Genomic DNA, 15,939 nt, shown 5'->3' on the forward strand with positions numbered 1-15,939 from the left:
CGGGTTCACCGGGCGCCCTCCTGCCAGCGGTAGCCGCGCGGGGTCACCATGCGCCCCGCGATGTTCCGGGTGGCGGTGTTGCCCACGGTGACGACCGTCATCATGTCGACCGTCGCCGGGTCCAGTCCGGCCAGCGTCGTCACCCGGCTCGACTCGTCCGGGCGGGACGCGTTGCGTACGACGCCGACCGGCGTCGTCGGCTCCCGGTGCTCGGCGAGGACGGCGAGCGCCTTGGGCAGCTGCCAGTCCCGGCCGCGGGAACGGGGGTTGTAGAAGGTCACCACGAGGTCCGCCTCGGCCGCCGCCCGCACCCGCCGCTCGATGACCTCCCACGGGGTGTGCAGGTCGGAGAGGCTGATCGACACGTGGTCGTGGCCGAGCGGCGCGCCCAGAATCGCCCCGGCCGCCAGCGCCGCCGTCACGCCGGGCACGCCGACCACGTCGATGTCGTCCGACGCCTCGGCGAGCGCGGGCGAGGCCATCGCGTACACGCCCGCGTCGCCGCTGCCGATCAGCGCGACCGCGTGCCCGCGCCGGGCCTCGGCGACCGCCGTGCGCGCCCGTTCCTCCTCGGCGCCGAGGCCCGACTCCAGGATCCGGGTGCCCGGGCGCAGCAGGTCGCGGATCTGGTCGACGTACTGGTCGAGCCCCACGAGCACGGAGGCGCGCCGCAGCTCGGCCTCCGCGCGCGGGGTCAGCAGGTCGCGGGCGCCGGGGCCGAGCCCGACGACCGCGAGCCGCCCGCGCCCCGGACGCCGTACGACGGCACAGGTCGCCATGGCCGGCCGCCCGTCGGCGCGCTCGGACTTCCGCTTCGCCACCAGGAGTTCGCCGCCGCGCGCCAGTGCCGCCGCCTCGGCCACGGACGGGGTGCCGACGGCCGCGAGCGGCGCGCCGGACGGGTTGGGCACCTCGACGGCCGCCAGTTCCCCGGCCGGGTACGTCACCAGGGGCACCCCCAGCCGTTCGGCGGCGGCCACGATGCCCGGCTCCCGCGACTTGGCGTCCACGGTGGCGAGTTCGGCCACCGACCTCGGCGAGAGACCCGCGTCCCGGAGCGCGTCCGTCACCAGCCCGAGCACCTCCTCCACGGGCGCTCCCTTGGACGCACCCACGCCGACGACCAGGGACGGCGGCCTGAGCAGCACCTCCCGTTCGCCCGGTACGACGTCCCGGTCGGTGAGCCGGATCGTGTACGCCCCCTGCGCGGAGGTCGGCAGCGGCGGCAGCGGCCACGGCACCTCGGTCTCCAGCGCCACCGGTTCGCCGTCCAGCAGGGCCCGCGACACCGCGGCCACCGACCCCTCGTACGGGAAGCCGAGCGTGTCCAGACCCGGCAGGCCCACGGCATCCGTCGCCGTCGTCACCACCGGCTCCGCGCCCAGCACCCCGCCCACCTCGCGGGCGAGCTCGTTGGCGCCGCCGCCGTGCCCGCCGACCAGCGACACCGCGAACCGGCCGCCCTCGTCCACGCACACCACGCCCGCGTCGGTCGTCTTGTCGCCGAGCAGCGGCGCGATCAGCCGCACCGCCGCACCCGTCGCCAGGAAGCACACCAGTTGCTCGCACTCCGCGAACGCGGCCCGTACGGCGTCCCCGACGGGACCCTCGTACACCCGGGCGCGGTCCGGCCACGCCGCGGCCAGCCGGTCCCGCGCCGCCGCCCCCGCCGCGGTGGCGGAAATCAGGCCGATCACTCGACAACTCCTCCATCAGAAGCCGGGGCTCTCACGCCCCAGAGCAGAAAAACGGGATTGGTGGCCGCCAGTCGGGTCACGGCTCCCGGCAGCGGCGCCAGCCGCGACGACTGGAGCAGCACGCCGTCGCATCGGAACCCGGCGGACGCGAGCGCCTCCCGCGCCGCCGGCACCCGGTCCAGCGCGGCCATGGCGACGACCACGGTCCGCCGCGCCCGCCGCGCGCACGCGCCGACGATCGCGGGCAGGTCCGCGCCCCCGCCGCCGACGAACACCGCGTCGGGGTCCTCCAGCCCGTCCAGGGCGGACGGTGCCGCGCCGCGCACCACACGCACGTCCACGCCGTGGGCCCGCGCGTTCGCGCGGACGCGCTCCGCCCCGTCCGCCGTCCTCTCCACGGCGACGACGGCCGCGCCGAGCCGCGCGCACTCCACGGCCACCGAGCCCGACCCGGCGCCCACGTCCCACACCAGGTCGCCGAGGCGCGGCCCGAGCCGGGCCAGGGCCAGCGCCCGCACCTCGAACTTGGTGATCATCGAGTCGCGGTACGCGAACGCGTCCTCCTCCAGCGCCCATCCGGCGGGCCGGTCCACAACCCCGGCGACCGTGCGCACCGCACCCAGCGCCCGCGCCTCGTCCAGGCAGACCACCACGCTCACCGCCGGCCCCCAGTCGCGGGCGGCGGCCTCCGCGGGCGTCACCCGCTCCACCTGCTCCCGCTCCGGGTCGCCGAGCGCGCTCGCCACGACCAGCACCCGATCGCCGCCCGCGCCGCCCGCGCCGCCCGCGCCGCCCGCGCCGGCCAGCGCGGCCCCCAGCTCGGCGGGCCCGGCCCCCGGCCCGGTCAGGACGGCGACCTTCGGCCGGGCCCGGCAGACGTTGACGGCCGTGCGCAGGTCCCTGCCGTGCGCGCTGACCACCACGGCGTCGTCCCAGGGCAGCCCGATCCGCGCGAAGGCGGCGGCGACGGAGGAGACGCCGGGACGGACGTCCAGCCGTCCGGACCCGAACCGCTCGGCCAGCGCCCGCACGATCCCGAAGAAGCCGGGATCGCCGGAGGCCAGCACGACCACGCGCCGCTCCTTGCGGGCGTACTCCTCGATGACGTCCAGGGCGGGCGCCAGCGGCCCCAGCACCACCCGCTCGGCGGTCTCCGGGAGCCGTGCCGCGTCCAGGTGCCGCCGGCCGCCCACGACGAGCTCGGCGCCGCGCAGCACCTCCTCGTCGTACGCCGTGCCCGTGCCCGTGCCCGTGCCGACGACCGTGATCCTGGACGTCATGTGCTCGCGCCCCGGGCGCGCAGGGCCTTGCGGGCCTCGGGGTCGGCCTTGCGGTGGCCGTGGAAGTGGCCGGGGTGGTACAGGTGCGAGCGGGTGCCGCGCGCGTCCAGCGCCGGGCCGACCAGGAACAGGGTGTGCTTCCAGAGCCGGTGCTGCTTGACCGTCTCCTCCAGCGTGCCGATCGTGCACTTCACGACCAGTTCCTCCGGCCAGGTCGCCTGGTACGCCACGACGACCGGCGTGGACGTCGGATAGCCGCCCTCCAGCAGCTCCCGCACCAGCTGCCCGCTGCGCGCCGCCGACAGGAAGACCGCCATCGTGGTGCCGTGCCGGGCGAACTCGCGCACCTCCTCGCCGGGTGGCATCGGCGTCTTGCCGCCGCCCAGCCGGGTCAGTACGACCGACTGCGCCACCTCGGGAATGGTCAGCTCGCGCTGCGCGAGCGCGGCCACCGCGGAGAAGGACGACACACCGGGCACCACCTCCGTGGCGATCCCGATCCGCGCACACCGGTCCAGCTGCTCCTGCGTGCCGCCCCACAGCGCCGGGTCGCCGGAGTGGATGCGGGCCACCTTCAGGCCCTCGGCGCGGGCCCGCTCGTACACGGCGACGACGTCCTCCAGGGACATGGCCGCCGAGTCCAGGATCTGCGCGCCCTCACGCGCGTGTTCCAGGACCTCCGCCTGGACCAGGCTGGCCGCCCAGATCACCACGTCGGCCTCGGCGATCGCGCGCGCGGCACGGAACGTCAGCAGGTCGGCGGCGCCGGGGCCGGCACCGACGAAGGTCACCTTGCCGGTGGGGGCATCGGCCATGGGGTCGGGTCCTCTCGTACGGTTTGTCATGATGTGTGGGGGTGGAAAGGCGGCCGGATGTGCGCGATCGGGGGTTGATCGGATAGCAAGGGCACATGGCGGTCTTCGTCGCGCTCGGCGCGTTCCTGATGACGCTGGCCGGCGGCTGGACGGCACAGCGGGTGACCGACCGTCGCCACCTGGTCCTCGGACTGGCCGGCGGCCTGATGCTGGGTGTGGTCGGCCTGGACCTGCTGCCGGAGGCACTGCACGCGGCGGACCGGGACGTGTTCGGCGTACCCGCGGCCCTGCTGCTGTTCGTGGCCGGCTTCCTGCTGGCCCACCTGGTCGAGCGGCTGCTGGCCGCACGGCAGGCCGCGCACGGTGGCGAGGAGCACGACCACCATCGGGCGCCCGAGGTGGGCCTGACGGCCGCCGCGGCGATGGTCGGCCACAGCGCGATGGACGGCCTGGCGATCGGCGCGGCCTTCCAGGTGGGCAGCGGCATGGGCGCGGCCGTGGCGCTCGCCGTGATCGCGCACGACTTCGCCGACGGCTTCAACACCTTCACCCTGACCAGCCTGTACGGCAACGCCCGCCGCAAGGCCCTCGCGATGCTCTTCGCGGACGCCGTCGCCCCCCTCGCCGGTGCGGCCGCGTCGGCGTTCCTCACCATCCCGGAGCCGGTCCTCGGCGGCTATCTCGGCCTGTTCGGCGGTGCCCTGCTGTACCTCGCCGCCGCCGAGATCCTGCCGGAGGCCCACCACGAGCACCCGGCCCGCTCCACCCTGCTGTGCACGCTGGCCGGCGCCGCGTTCATCTGGCTGGTGGTCGGCCTCTCCGGATGACCGCGTGACCGGAGCGCCGGACGACCGCTTGCCGGGTGTCACAGCTTGCCGCCCCGCCCGCCGTCCCGCCTGGGCGGCGCGATCAGCGTCGACAGATACGGCAACGGCGACCCGTCCAGTTCGGCGGCCCGCCGCACCGACTCCTCGGGCAGCCCGAGCGCCGACCCCCACACGGCGTCCCCGAGCCGCCCGGTCTCCCTCAGCACCTCGGCGACCTCGGCGGCCTGCCGCCCGAACTTGTACGCCACGACCGTCCCCGGCCCGGCCAGCGCCTCCTTCAGCACGGCGGAGCCGGCGGTCACCGGCACCAGCGTCAACGGCTCGGTGCCCTCGGTGAGCACGGCCCCGGACCGCGCCGCCAGATCCTGCATGGCGGTGATGCCGGGCACCGTCTCCACGACCACGCCGGGCACCAGATCCGCGACGGTCTGCGCGAGATACGTGAACGTCGAGTACACGTTGGGGTCGCCGATGGTGGCGAACGCGACCGAGCCGTGCTCCCTCAGCAGCCCGGCGACCCGTTCGCCCGCCGCGTCCCAGGCGGCCTCCCGGCGCGTCCGGTCGGTGCGCTCGTTCAGCGCGAACACCACCCGGACGACCTTCTCCGCGGGCACGTAGTGCAGCACCGTCGCCTCGGCGCGCCCGCGCTCCCCGGTGTCCATGACGGGGACGACGACGACCACGGCGGCGCGCAGCGCGCCCACGCCCTTGACGGTCACCAGCTCCGGATCGCCCGGGCCGACCCCCACCCCGATCAGCCTGCTGCTCATGACGTCCAGCACCTCTCCACGAACCGACGGGCGACACCGGGCGCGGCGGCCCAGTGCGTGTGCAGATAACTCGCGTGCACGCCCTGCTGTACGAAACCCTCGACCCGCCGCACGGGAGCCCTCAGCCCCCAGGCGGGAGCCGCACCGGCGCCGGGCTCGACGACCGTGCGGTGGAACTCGTGCCCCCGCATCCGCGTCCCGGCGGCGGCCAGGGCACTGTCCCCGACGGCCACCGCGTCCCGGTAGCCGAGGGTCAGCCGCTCACTCATGCGCGCGGTGGCGTCCAGCACGCCGCACATGGGGCGGCCGTCCAGCTCCCGGCACAGATACAGCAGGCCGGCGCACTCGGCGGCGACAGGGGCGCCGCTCAGCGCGAGGTCGGCGACGGCCTTGCGGAGGGGTTCGTTGGCGGACAGCTCGGCGGCGTACACCTCGGGGAACCCGCCGCCGACGACGAGCCCGCGGGTCCCCTCGGGCAGTCGCTCGTCGCGGAGCGGATCGAAGGGGACCACGTCGGCGCCCGCGGCGGTGAGCAGCTCGGCGTGCTCGGCGTAGGAGAACGTGAACGCCTCCCCGCCGGCCACCGCGACCACACCGGCGGCCAGGGCCGTACCGGCCGGGGACGGTCCGGCCACGGCCTCGGCCGCCTCCCAGGCCGCGTCCGTCAACGGACCCGCACTCCGCGCCAGCGCCACCAGCGCGTCCAGGTCACAGCCACCGGCGACCTGCGCCCCCATCGCCGCGACCGCCTCCACGGCCGCCGCCCGGCGTTCGGCGACCGGCACCAGACCGAGGTGCCGCGACGGCGTGTCGACCTGCGGCGCCCGCCGCAGCACCCCGAGCACGGGCACCCCGGCCGAGTCCAGCGCCTCGCGCAACAGCTCCTCGTGGCGGTCCGAGGCGACCTTGTTGAGGATCACCCCTCCGACCCGCACCCGCGGATCCCAGGTGAGGAACCCGTGCACCAGCGCGGCCACCGACCGGGACTGCGAGGACGCGTCCACGACGAGCACGACAGGGGCCCGCAGCAGCTTCGCCACCTGCGCCGTGGACGCCAGCTCGCCCTCACCCGCAGCCCCGTCGAACAGCCCCATCACGCCCTCGACGACCGCGATGTCGCAGCCGCGCGCCCCGTGCCGGAACAGCGGCCCGACCAGCTCGGGCCCGCACAGGTAGGCGTCGAGGTTGCGTCCCACGCGCCCGGTGGCGAGCGCGTGGTACCCGGGGTCGATGTAGTCCGGCCCGACCTTGTGCGGGGACACGGACAGCCCCCGCCCGGCCAGGGCGGCCATCAGCCCGGTGGCGACGGTGGTCTTGCCGCTGCCGGAGGCCGGCGCGGCGACGACCAGCCGGGGCACGGCCGCGGAACTCACCACTCGATGCCCCTCTGGCCCTTCTGCCCGACGTCCATGGGGTGCTTGACCTTGGACATGTCGGTGACCAGGTCGGCGAGATCGACGAGCTTCTCCGGCGCGTTCCGCCCGGTGATCACCACGTGCTGGGTGCCCGGCCGGTCGCGCAGCACCTCGACGACCTCGTCGGTGTCGACCCAGCCCCAGTGCATCGGGTACGCGAACTCGTCCAGCACGTACAGCCGGTACGTCTCGGCGGCCAGGTCCCGCTTGACCTGCTCCCAGCCCTCGCGGGCCTTGGCCTCGTTGTCCATCTGGGCGTCCCGCTGGACCCACGACCAGCCCTCGCCCATCTTGTGCCAGGCGACGCTCCCGCCCTCGCCGGAGGCGCCGAGCACGCGCAGCGCGTTCTCCTCGCCGACCTTCCACTTCGCGGACTTGACGAACTGGAACACCCCGATCGGCCAGCCCTGGTTCCAGGCGCGCAGCGCCAGCCCGAAGGCGGCGGTGGACTTGCCCTTGCCGACCCCGGTGTGCACGACGACGAGCGGCCGGTTGCGCCGCTGACGGGTCGTCAGCCCGTCGTCCGGTACGACACTCGGCTGTCCCTGTGGCATTACGCGGCCCTCCTGTCGCCCTGAACGTCCCTGACCAGTCCGGCGATCGAGTCGGCCCGCAGCTCGTCCAGCGTGACCGCCGTACCGCCCAGATCGGCGGCGAGCCGCCCGGCGAGCCCCAGCCGGACCGGCCCCGACTCGCAGTCCACGACCACCGAGGCGACCGAGTCGGCCGCGAACAGCCGTGCCGCGCGGCCGGCGAGCGCGACCGGATCCGGACCACCGGTGGCCCGCCCGTCGGTCACCACGACCATCAGCGCCCGCCGCGCCCGGTCCCGCAGCCGCTCCACCCGCAGCACCTCGTGTGCCTTCAGCAGCCCGGCCGCCAACGGGGTACGGCCCCCGGTCGGCAGCGACTCCAGGCGCGCGGCGGCGGCGTCCACGGACGAGGTCGGCGGGAGCGCCACGTCGGCGGCGGAACCCCGGAAGGCCACCAGCCCCACCTTGTCCCGCCGCTGGTAGGCGTCCAGCAGCAGCGACAGCACCGCGCCCTTCACGGCGCGCATGCGCTGCCGCGCCGCCATCGACCCGGAGGCGTCCACCACGAACAGGACGAGGTTGCCCTCGCGCCCCTCGCGCGTCGCCTGCCGCAGATCGTCCCGGCGGATCACCAGACCCGGCCCGGACCGGCCGCGCGCCCGCTGGTGCGGGGCCGCCGCGTGCACGGTCGCCGCCAGGTGCAGCTTGGTCAGCGCGCCCCGGGGACGCAGGGCCCCGGTCGTCCGCCCGTGCTCGGTGCGCGCCCGGGACCGCCGCCCGGCGGCGCCCTGGCCGAGACCGGGCACGCTCAGCACCTTCGTGCGGAACGGCTCCGCGGCTCGTACGGGCGACTGCTCCCGCCCCCCGGACGCCTGCGGCTCACCGCCCTCACCGGCCTCGGGCTGGGCAGCGGCGCCACCGTCCTGCCGCGGACCGTCCTCGGGTGCCGGCTGCCCGCCGCCCCCGTCCGGGCCGCCCCCGTCCGGGCCGCGGTCGGGGTCATCGTCGGGGGACGCGCCGGAGAACTCCTCCAGCGTCTCGTCCAGCTTGTCCTCGTCGAGACCGGGCGCGTCGAACGGGTTACGGCGCCTGCGGTGCGGCAGCGCGAGCAGCGCGGCCTGCCGGACGTCCTCGGCGAGCACGTCCGTCCGCCCCGCCCACGCCGCCAGCGCGGTCGCCGTGCGCGCCATCACGATGTCGGCGCGCATGCCGTCCACCTCGAAGGCCGCACAGGTCGCCGCGATCTGCCGGAGCGCACCGTCGCCCAGCCGCACGGACGGGAGCAACTCCCGCGCCCCGACGATCCGTTGCCGTACGGCGGCCTCGTCCTCGGCCCACCGGGCGGCGAAGGCGGCCGGGTCGTCGTCGTAGGCCAGCCGGCGCCGTACGACCTCCACCCGCTGGTCGGGCTCCCGCGAGGCCGCGACCTCCACGGTCAGCCCGAACCGGTCCAGCAACTGCGGCCGCAGCTCGCCCTCCTCCGGGTTCATGGTGCCGACGAGCAGGAACCGCGCCGCGTGCCGTACGGAGACGCCCTCCCGCTCGACGTAGGAGGCGCCCATCGCCGCCGCGTCCAGCAGGAGGTCGACCAGGTGGTCGTGCAGGAGATTGACCTCGTCGACGTACAGGATCCCGCGGTGCGCGTCGGCCAGCAGGCCCGGCTCGAACGCCTTCACGCCCTCGGCGAGCGCCCGCTCGATATCGAGCGCTCCGACCAGCCGGTCCTCCGAAGCGCCGACCGGCAGTTCGACCATCCGCGCCGCACGGGACTCGAACGCCCCCGGCTCGTGCGGCCCGTCCGGGCACCCGGGATCGGGGGACCCGGGGTCGCAGGAGAAACGGCACCCGGAGACGACGTCGACCTCGGGGAGCAGCGCCGAAAGGGCACGTACGGCCGTGCTCTTCGCGGTCCCTTTCTCACCCCGGACCAGGACGCCACCGACCGCGGGGCTCACGGCGTTGAGAAGCAGCGCGAGTCGCAGGTCGTCCTGTCCAACTACGGCTGTGAACGGAAAAGGGCTACTCACGCCGAGATCACTCCTTCGGGTGGCTGGTGTGATGACTGCGGGCTGCGGTCCCGATCAGCTGACAGACTGCGGGCATGTTCCCCGCTGTCGCGGGGGTGTCCCGCAGTCGAACCCCTGGGCACTGCGCGGGATGACCTGCTCCCCGCCGACGCGGGGGTTCGAGGGAGCCTCACGCGTCCCCCTCCAGATCTCCCTCAAGTTCCAGGTAGGTCGCCCGGAGCCGGTCCAGGGTCTCCTGGTCCGGCTCCGCCCAGAGCTCACGGTCCGCGGCCTCCAGCAGGCGCTCCGTGATGCCTCTCAGCGCCCAGGGATTGGACTTCCGCATGAAGTCCTGGTTCTCCTGCGAGAACACGTACTCAGCGGCCAGCTTCTCGTACATCCAGTCGTCGACCACGCCCGCCGTGGCGTCGTAGCCGAACAGGTAGTCCACGGTCGCCGCCATCTCGAAGGCGCCCTTGTAGCCGTGCCGGCGCATCGCCGCCATCCAGCGCGGGTTGACCACCCGCGCGCGGAACACCCGGTGGGTCTCCTCGCCCAGCGTCCGTGTCCTCACCTGGTCCGGCGTCGCCGAATCGCCCACGTACGCCTCGGGGTTGGCGCCGGTCAGATGCCGGACCATGGCGACCATGCCGCCGTGGTACTGGAAGTAGTCGTCGGCGTCCACCAGGTCGTGCTCGCGGGTGTCGACGTTCTTCGCGGCGACCGCGATCCGCCGGAACGCGGTCTCCATGTCCCAACGCGCGGCCCGCCCGTCGAGCCCGCGCCCGTAGGCGTATCCGCCCCACACCGCGTACACCTCGGCGAGGTCGGCGTCCGAGCGCCAGTTGCGGGCGTCGATCAGCGGCAGCAGGCCCGCGCCGTACGCGCCCGGCTTGGAACCGAAGATCCGGGCCGTGGCCCGGCGCCGGTCACCGTGCGCGGCGGTGTCCTCGTCGGCGTGCGCCTTCACGAAGTTCCGCGAGCCCGGCTCGTCCAGCTCGGCCACGGCCCGCACCGCGTCGTCGATCAGCCCCACGACGTGCGGGAACGCGTCCCGGAAGAAGCCGGAGATCCGGACCGTGACGTCGATGCGGGGCCGGCCCAGCTCGGCCGGGGGGACCACCTCGAAGCCCGTCACCCGCCGCGAGGCGTCGTCCCACACCGGCCGGCAGCCCAGCAGCGCCAGGATCTCGGCGATGTCGTCGCCCTGGGTGCGCATCGCGGACGTGCCCCACACCGTCAGCCCCACGGATTTCGGGTACTCCCCGGTGTCGGCCAGATACCGCTGGACGAGGGAGTCCGCGAGCGACTGCCCGACCTCCCAGCTGAGCCGGGAGGGGATCGCCTTGGGGTCGACGGAGTAGAAGTTCCGGCCCGTGGGAAGCACGTTGACCAGACCGCGGGTCGGCGAACCCGACGGACCCGCCGGGACGTAGCCGCCGTCCAGCGCCCGCAGGATGTGCGTGATCTCGTCGGTGGTCCGCGCCAGCCGCGGCACGACCTCGTCGCAGGCGAACTCCAGCACCGCGACCGCGTCCGGGAACCGGGTGCCGAGCGCGTCGTCGAGGACCGCGCCCACGGCCGTGCGGTCCCAGGCCCGTGCCTCCATGCCCTCCGCGATCCGCCGGCACAGCTGCTCCAGCAGGTCGATCGCGTCCGCCGCCGTACGGGACGGGCCCTCGACCAGGTCCGTCAGCTCCACCGGCGCCTTCACCGGCGCGCCCGGCTCGGCCAGCAACTCCCTCTCCACCAGCCTGAAATGGGAGGCCAGACAGGCCCTGAGGCCCGGTAGGGCGTTCGCCCGCCCGCCCCACACCTGCGAGGCGCGCAGCACGGCGAGGACGAGGTTCACCCGAGGCTCGCCGACCGGGCCGCCGCCGAGGATGTGGAGTCCGTCCCTGATCTGCACGTCCTTGATCTCGCACAGATAGCCGTCGATGTGCATGACGAACTCGTCGAACGCCTCGTCGTCCGGCTGCTCGGCCACGTGCAGGTCGTGGTGGAGCTCGGCGGCCTTCACCAGCGTCCAGATCTGCGCCCGCACGGCCGGCGCCTTCGCCGGGTCCAGGTCGCTCACCAGCGCGTACTCGTCCAGCAGCTGCTCCAGCTTGGCCAGATCGCCGTAGGTGTCGGCACGCGCCATCGGCGGCACGAGGTGGTCGACGACCGTGGCGTGCCCGCGCCGCTTGGCCTGGGTGCCCTCGCCGGGGTCGTTGACGATGAACGGGTAGACCAGCGGAAGGTCGCCGAGGACCGCGTCCGGGGCGCAGCCGCCCGACAGTCCGAGGCCTTTGCCGGGCAGCCACTCCAGCGTGCCGTGCTTGCCCATGTGCACGATCGCGTCGGCGCCGAAACTGTTCTCCAGCCAGCGGTAGGCCGCCAGGTAGTGGTGCGAGGGCGGCATGTCCGGGTCGTGGTAGATCGCGATCGGGTTCTCGCCGAAGCCGCGCGGCGGCTGGATCATGACGACGACGTTCCCGAACCGGAGGGAGGCGAGGACGATGTCGTCGCCGTCGACGTAGAGGGACCCCGGCGGCTCGCCCCACGCCTCCACCATCGCGTCCCTCAGTCCCGGGTCCAGCTTCGCGAACCACGCCTGGTAGTCGGCGAGCGGTACCCGTGCGGGCGCGGCGGCCAGTTGGTCCTCCGTCAGCCACTCCACGTCGTGGCCGCCGGCCTCGATCAGGCGGTGGATCAGCTCGTCGCCGCCGGACGGGTACGCGCTCAGCGCGTAACCGGCGTCCCTGAGCGCGTCCAGGACCCGTACCGCCGACGCGGGCGTGTCCAGGCCGACCGCGTTGCCGACGCGGGAGTGCTTGGTCGGGTAGGCGGTGAAGACCAGCGCCACCTTCTTGTCCCGGTTCGGCTTGTGCCTCAGCCGTGCGTGCCGTACGGCGATCCCGGCCACCCGGGCGGCCCGCCCGGGGTCGGCGACGTAGACCGGTACGTCGTCCGGGCCCTGCTCCTTGAAGGAGAACGGCACGGTGATCAGCCGGCCGTCGAACTCCGGGATCGCGACCTGCATCGCCGCGTCCATGGGGGACAGGGCGGCGTCGGACTCGTCCCAGGCGCTCTTCGACGAGGTCAGGCACAGTCCTTGCAGGACGGGGATGTCGAGCTCGGCCAGCGCGCCGACGTCCCAGGACTCCTCCTCGCCGCCCGCCGACGCCTGCGAGGCGTGCGTGCCGCCGGCCGCGAGCACGGTGGCGACCAGGGCGTCGGCCCGGCCCAGCAGCTCGTACAGCCCGGCGTCCGCGCCGCGCAGCGAACCGCAGTACACCGGCAGCGCGTTGGCGCCCCGCGCCTCGACCGCCTCGCACAGCGTGTCCACGAAGGCGGTGTTCCCGCTGAGTTCGTGGGCGCGGTAGAAGAGCACGCCGACGGTCGGGCGGCCGTCCCGCGGCTCGGGGGAGCCGTGGACGCCGTACTCCGGCATCTTCCGCGGCTCCTCGAAGCCCTCGCCGGTCAGCAGCACGGTGTCGGACAGGAACCGGGACAGTTCGAGCAGGTTCGCGGGGCCGCCCTCGACCAGGTACCGGAGGGCCTCGGCCACCACCCCGGCCGGCACGGACGACTCGGCCATCAGCTCGGCGTCCGGCACGGCCTCCCCGCCCAGCAGCACGGTCGGGACGCCGGACGCCTTCAGCGCGGCCAGCCCCTCCTCCCAGGCGCGCCTGCCGCCGAGGAGCCGTACGACGGCGAGGTCGGCGCCGTCGAGCAGACCGGGCAGCTCCCGCGTGACGTCCACCCGGGTGGGGTTGCCGATCCGGTAGGAGGCGCCGGAGGCCCGGGCCGCCAGCAGATCCGTGTCGGCGGTCGACAACAACAACACTGTGCTCATGCGGGCGCTCCCGGTGGAATGAAAGGCAGTCCTGGCGGCGCGCCCGACTCGATGAGCCGCCACAGCGCGTCCGTGTCCGCGTGCTGTTCGATCAGGTCGCCGAGCCGGTCCAGCTGCTCCTCGCGCAGCGCGGCGAACGAGGTGTCCGGGGCCGGAGCGAAACGGCGGCCCGCGGCGGCCGCGACCTCGCGCAGGAAGGCCCGCCGGAAGCCGTCCGACTCCAGCGAGCCGTGCCAGTGGGTGCCCCACGTCCGGCCGACCCGGCAGCCGTCCAGGAAGGGCTCGCCGCCGGTCACTTCGGCGACCCCGTGGTGGATCTCGTACCCCTCGACCCGTTCCCCGAGGGCCTCGCCGACCGGCCGGGTGAGGGTCTTCTCGCGGGCGAACCGCACCCGGACGGGGAGGACACCGAGGCCGGGGACGGCCCCGGTGCGCGACTCCACCTCGTCCTCGATGTGCTCGCCGAGGATCTGGAAACCGCCGCAGATCCCGAGGACCGGCCGCCCCTCGGCGGCCCGTCGGACAAGCGCGTCCGCGAGACGCCGCTCGCGCAGCCACTCCAGTGCCCGTACGGTCCCGCGTGTGCCCGGGACCACCACCAGGTCGGCGTCGGACAGCTCCTCGGGGCGGTCCACGAACCGCACGACGACCCCGGGCTCGGCGGCGAGCGCGTCCACGTCGGTGAAGTTGGACATCAGCGGGATCGCGCACACGGCGACGCGCAGCACGTCCTCGCCGACGGGCGGGGCCACGGCGGACTCGCGGACGGTGCCCCGCAGGGACACGCGCAGCCCGTCCTCCTCGTCGATGCCGAGTCCGTGCCGGAAGGGCAGGACGCCGTACGCGCGCCGCCCGGTGAGGTCCCGGAGCATGTCCAGTCCGGGCTCCAGCAGGCTGACGTCCCCGCGGAACTTGTTGACGAGGAACCCGGCGACGAGCGCCTGGTCCTCCGGTGAGAGCAGCGCGACGGTCCCGAAGAACGAGGCGAACACACCCCCGCGGTCGATGTCCCCGACGACCAGCACGGGAAGCCGCGCGTTCCGCGCGATCCCCATGTTCACGATGTCGGTCCGGCGCAGATTGATCTCCGCCGGGGACCCCGCCCCCTCACAGATCACGGCGTCATACGTGCCCCGCAGCTCGGTGAGGCAGTCCAGCACGGTGCCCAGGAGCCGCTGCTGCCGTCCGCCGTGGTAGCCGCGCGCGCTCATCTCGCCGACCGGCCTGCCCAGCAGCACCACCTGGCTGCTCCGCTCCCCGCCCGGCTTGAGCAGCACCGGGTTCATCAGCGCGGTCGGCTCGATCCGGCAGGCCTGGGCCTGCATGGCCTGCGCCCGCCCGATCTCCGCGCCCTCGCGCGTGACGAAGGAGTTGAGGGACATGTTCTGCGCCTTGAAGGGCGCGACCTTGACGCCTTGCCGCACCAGCCACCGGCAGATCCCGGCCGTCACGACGCTCTTGCCGGCGTCGGAGGTGGTGCCGGCGACGAGCAGACCGCCGCTCATGACGCGCTTCCCTTCGTCCGACGGTTGCCGCGCGTGCCGCGATCGCCGCGGCCGCGGTCGCACAGGAGCCCGACGGCGGCGCAGGTGCCGAGGGCGAGCCAGCCGACGCGCCGTGAGAGCCGTACCGCTCGCTCGATGTCCCCGACGCGCACGGCGCGCCCGGCGCCGTTGAGCACCGGGCGGTGCTCCAGACGCCCGCCGTACGAGAGCGTGCCGCCCATCCGCACCCCGAGCGCCCCCGCGAAGGAGGCCTCGACCGGACCGGCGTTGGGGCTCGGGTGCCGGCGGGCGTCGGCGCGCCAGGCGCGCAGGGCGCCCCGCGGGTCAGGGCCGGCCACGGCCGCCAGGACGGCGGTGAGCCGCGCCCCCGGCCATCCGGCCAGGTCGTCCAGGCGTGCGGAGGCCCAGCCGAAGCGGCGGTACCGGGGCGACTTGTGCCCGACCATGGCGTCCAGGGTGTTCACGGCCCGGAACGCGGCGAGCCCCGGCACCCCGGCGACGGCGCCCCACACCAGCGCGCCCACCACGGCGTCGGAGGTGTTCTCGGCGACCGACTCCACGACGGCCCGGGCGATCCCGTCGGCGTCGAGCGCCTGGGGGTCGCGCCCGCACAGGTGCGGCAGCCGCGCCCGGGCCGCCACCACGTCGCCCGCTTCCAACGCGCGCCCGATGGTGCGCGCCTCCCGGACGAGGGAGGTCCCGCCGACCACGGCCCAGGTGGCGGCGGCCGTCAGGGCGGCGGAGGCGACGGGGGAGGGGCGGACGGCGCGCGCGGCGGCGGCACCGAGCGCGGTGGCGCCGCCGGCGCACAGGGCCGTGTGAAGGGCGCCCCGACCTCGGTGGTCCCGCCACAGCAGACGTTCCACGGCGCCCGCGGCGCGGCCGAACACGGCGACCGGATGTCCTCGGCGTGGATCGCCGAGGAGGAGGTCACCGAGGAGGCCGGCGGCGGCGCCGTACGCGAAGACGCGATCGGCACCCATGGGTTCAGCCGACTTCGGGGCCGGGCAGAGCGTCGTCGATGAACCTCGGTCGGCAGCCGCGCATGGCGATATGTCCTCACTCAGGGTGTCCACGCCCTGGTTCGACGAGACCGGCGGTGAGAGTTCCTGGCTCCCGGGGTTACTACCCCGGTGACAGTGGCGGGACCGCGCCGGATTCGCACCGGCTTCCTCTCCTGCCGCCGTACATGGCCCCGGCAGTCCACCACGCCCCGCGAACACCCGTCAACTCACCGTTGACCTGCGACG

General features: G+C 74.7%; 11 protein-coding genes and 1 riboswitch. Of the genes, 1 reads left to right on the forward strand and 10 read right to left on the reverse strand.

Annotated features, from left to right (window positions below):
• Window positions 1-5: 5 nt before the first annotated feature.
• Genes cobJ through cobM form a run of 3 tightly spaced genes read right to left on the reverse strand, consistent with a single transcriptional unit; the run spans window position 6 to window position 3,792 of the window.
• Window positions 6-1,697: a precorrin-3B C(17)-methyltransferase gene (gene cobJ, locus ACWDUZ_RS28885; RefSeq protein ID WP_451634726.1), complete on the reverse strand. Its 1,692-nt coding sequence runs from the start codon at window positions 1,695-1,697 to the stop codon at window positions 6-8.
• Window positions 1,694-2,977 (reverse strand): precorrin-6y C5,15-methyltransferase (decarboxylating) subunit CbiE, encoded by a 1,284-nt coding sequence (gene cbiE, locus ACWDUZ_RS28890; RefSeq protein ID WP_451634727.1) that lies wholly within the window; start codon window positions 2,975-2,977, stop codon window positions 1,694-1,696. Before cbiE ends, cobJ begins: the two co-directional genes overlap by 4 nt.
• Window positions 2,974-3,792, reverse strand: a complete 819-nt coding sequence (gene cobM, locus ACWDUZ_RS28895; protein ID WP_451634728.1) for a precorrin-4 C(11)-methyltransferase — start codon at window positions 3,790-3,792, stop codon at window positions 2,974-2,976. Before cobM ends, cbiE begins: the two co-directional genes overlap by 4 nt.
• Window positions 3,793-3,887: 95 nt before the next feature.
• Between cobM and ACWDUZ_RS28900 the strand changes: the two genes are divergently transcribed.
• On the forward strand, window positions 3,888-4,619 hold the full coding sequence (locus tag ACWDUZ_RS28900; RefSeq protein WP_451634729.1) for a ZIP family metal transporter: 732 nt from the start codon (window positions 3,888-3,890) through the stop codon (window positions 4,617-4,619).
• A gap of 38 nt (window positions 4,620-4,657) precedes the next feature.
• Here ACWDUZ_RS28900 and cobI read toward each other — a convergent pair whose 3' ends face one another.
• From cobI to ACWDUZ_RS28935, 7 genes are all read right to left on the reverse strand, one after another.
• The gene (gene cobI / locus ACWDUZ_RS28905; protein ID WP_451634730.1) at window positions 4,658-5,389 is read right to left on the reverse strand and encodes a precorrin-2 C(20)-methyltransferase; all 732 of its coding nucleotides are present in this window, start codon (window positions 5,387-5,389) and stop codon (window positions 4,658-4,660) included.
• Window positions 5,386-6,765 carry a cobyrinate a,c-diamide synthase gene (locus tag ACWDUZ_RS28910; RefSeq protein WP_451634731.1) on the reverse strand — a complete coding sequence of 460 codons (1,380 nt, stop codon included), beginning with the start codon at window positions 6,763-6,765 and terminating at the stop codon, window positions 5,386-5,388. Before ACWDUZ_RS28910 ends, cobI begins: the two co-directional genes overlap by 4 nt.
• On the reverse strand, window positions 6,759-7,358 hold the full coding sequence (gene cobO, locus ACWDUZ_RS28915) for a cob(I)yrinic acid a,c-diamide adenosyltransferase (protein ID WP_451634732.1): 600 nt from the start codon (window positions 7,356-7,358) through the stop codon (window positions 6,759-6,761). The genes ACWDUZ_RS28910 and cobO overlap by 7 nt, the downstream gene beginning before the upstream one ends.
• The gene (locus tag ACWDUZ_RS28920; RefSeq protein ID WP_451634733.1) at window positions 7,358-9,364 is read right to left on the reverse strand and encodes a putative cobaltochelatase; all 2,007 of its coding nucleotides are present in this window, start codon (window positions 9,362-9,364) and stop codon (window positions 7,358-7,360) included. Before ACWDUZ_RS28920 ends, cobO begins: the two co-directional genes overlap by 1 nt.
• Before the next feature lie 169 nt (window positions 9,365-9,533).
• A complete protein-coding gene (gene cobN / locus ACWDUZ_RS28925; protein ID WP_451634734.1) occupies window positions 9,534-13,184 on the reverse strand; it encodes a cobaltochelatase subunit CobN in 3,651 nt (1,216 codons plus the stop codon).
• Complete coding sequence (locus ACWDUZ_RS28930) at window positions 13,181-14,689, reverse strand: cobyric acid synthase (RefSeq protein ID WP_451634735.1); 1,509 nt, start codon at window positions 14,687-14,689, stop codon at window positions 13,181-13,183. Before ACWDUZ_RS28930 ends, cobN begins: the two co-directional genes overlap by 4 nt.
• Complete coding sequence (locus tag ACWDUZ_RS28935; RefSeq protein ID WP_451634736.1) at window positions 14,686-15,672, reverse strand: cobalamin biosynthesis protein; 987 nt, start codon at window positions 15,670-15,672, stop codon at window positions 14,686-14,688. Before ACWDUZ_RS28935 ends, ACWDUZ_RS28930 begins: the two co-directional genes overlap by 4 nt.
• A gap of 101 nt (window positions 15,673-15,773) precedes the next feature.
• Window positions 15,774-15,912, reverse strand: a riboswitch (cobalamin riboswitch).
• Window positions 15,913-15,939 lie beyond the last annotated feature (27 nt).

The sequence above is a fragment of the Streptomyces sp. NPDC003393 genome (assembly GCF_053589015.1).

Coding starts and splice junctions, on each gene's coding strand:
- cobN (WP_451634734.1), bottom strand. CDS start 13,184: ATGAGCACAGTGTTGTTGTTGTCGACCGCCGACACGGATCTGCTGGCG.
- ACWDUZ_RS28900 (WP_451634729.1), top strand. CDS start 3,888: ATGGCGGTCTTCGTCGCGCTCGGCGCGTTCCTGATGACGCTGGCCGGC.
- ACWDUZ_RS28930 (WP_451634735.1), bottom strand. CDS start 14,689: ATGAGCGGCGGTCTGCTCGTCGCCGGCACCACCTCCGACGCCGGCAAG.
- cobO (WP_451634732.1), bottom strand. CDS start 7,358: ATGCCACAGGGACAGCCGAGTGTCGTACCGGACGACGGGCTGACGACC.
- cbiE (WP_451634727.1), bottom strand. CDS start 2,977: ATGACGTCCAGGATCACGGTCGTCGGCACGGGCACGGGCACGGGCACG.
- ACWDUZ_RS28935 (WP_451634736.1), bottom strand. CDS start 15,672: ATGGGTGCCGATCGCGTCTTCGCGTACGGCGCCGCCGCCGGCCTCCTC.
- cobM (WP_451634728.1), bottom strand. CDS start 3,792: ATGGCCGATGCCCCCACCGGCAAGGTGACCTTCGTCGGTGCCGGCCCC.
- cobI (WP_451634730.1), bottom strand. CDS start 5,389: ATGAGCAGCAGGCTGATCGGGGTGGGGGTCGGCCCGGGCGATCCGGAG.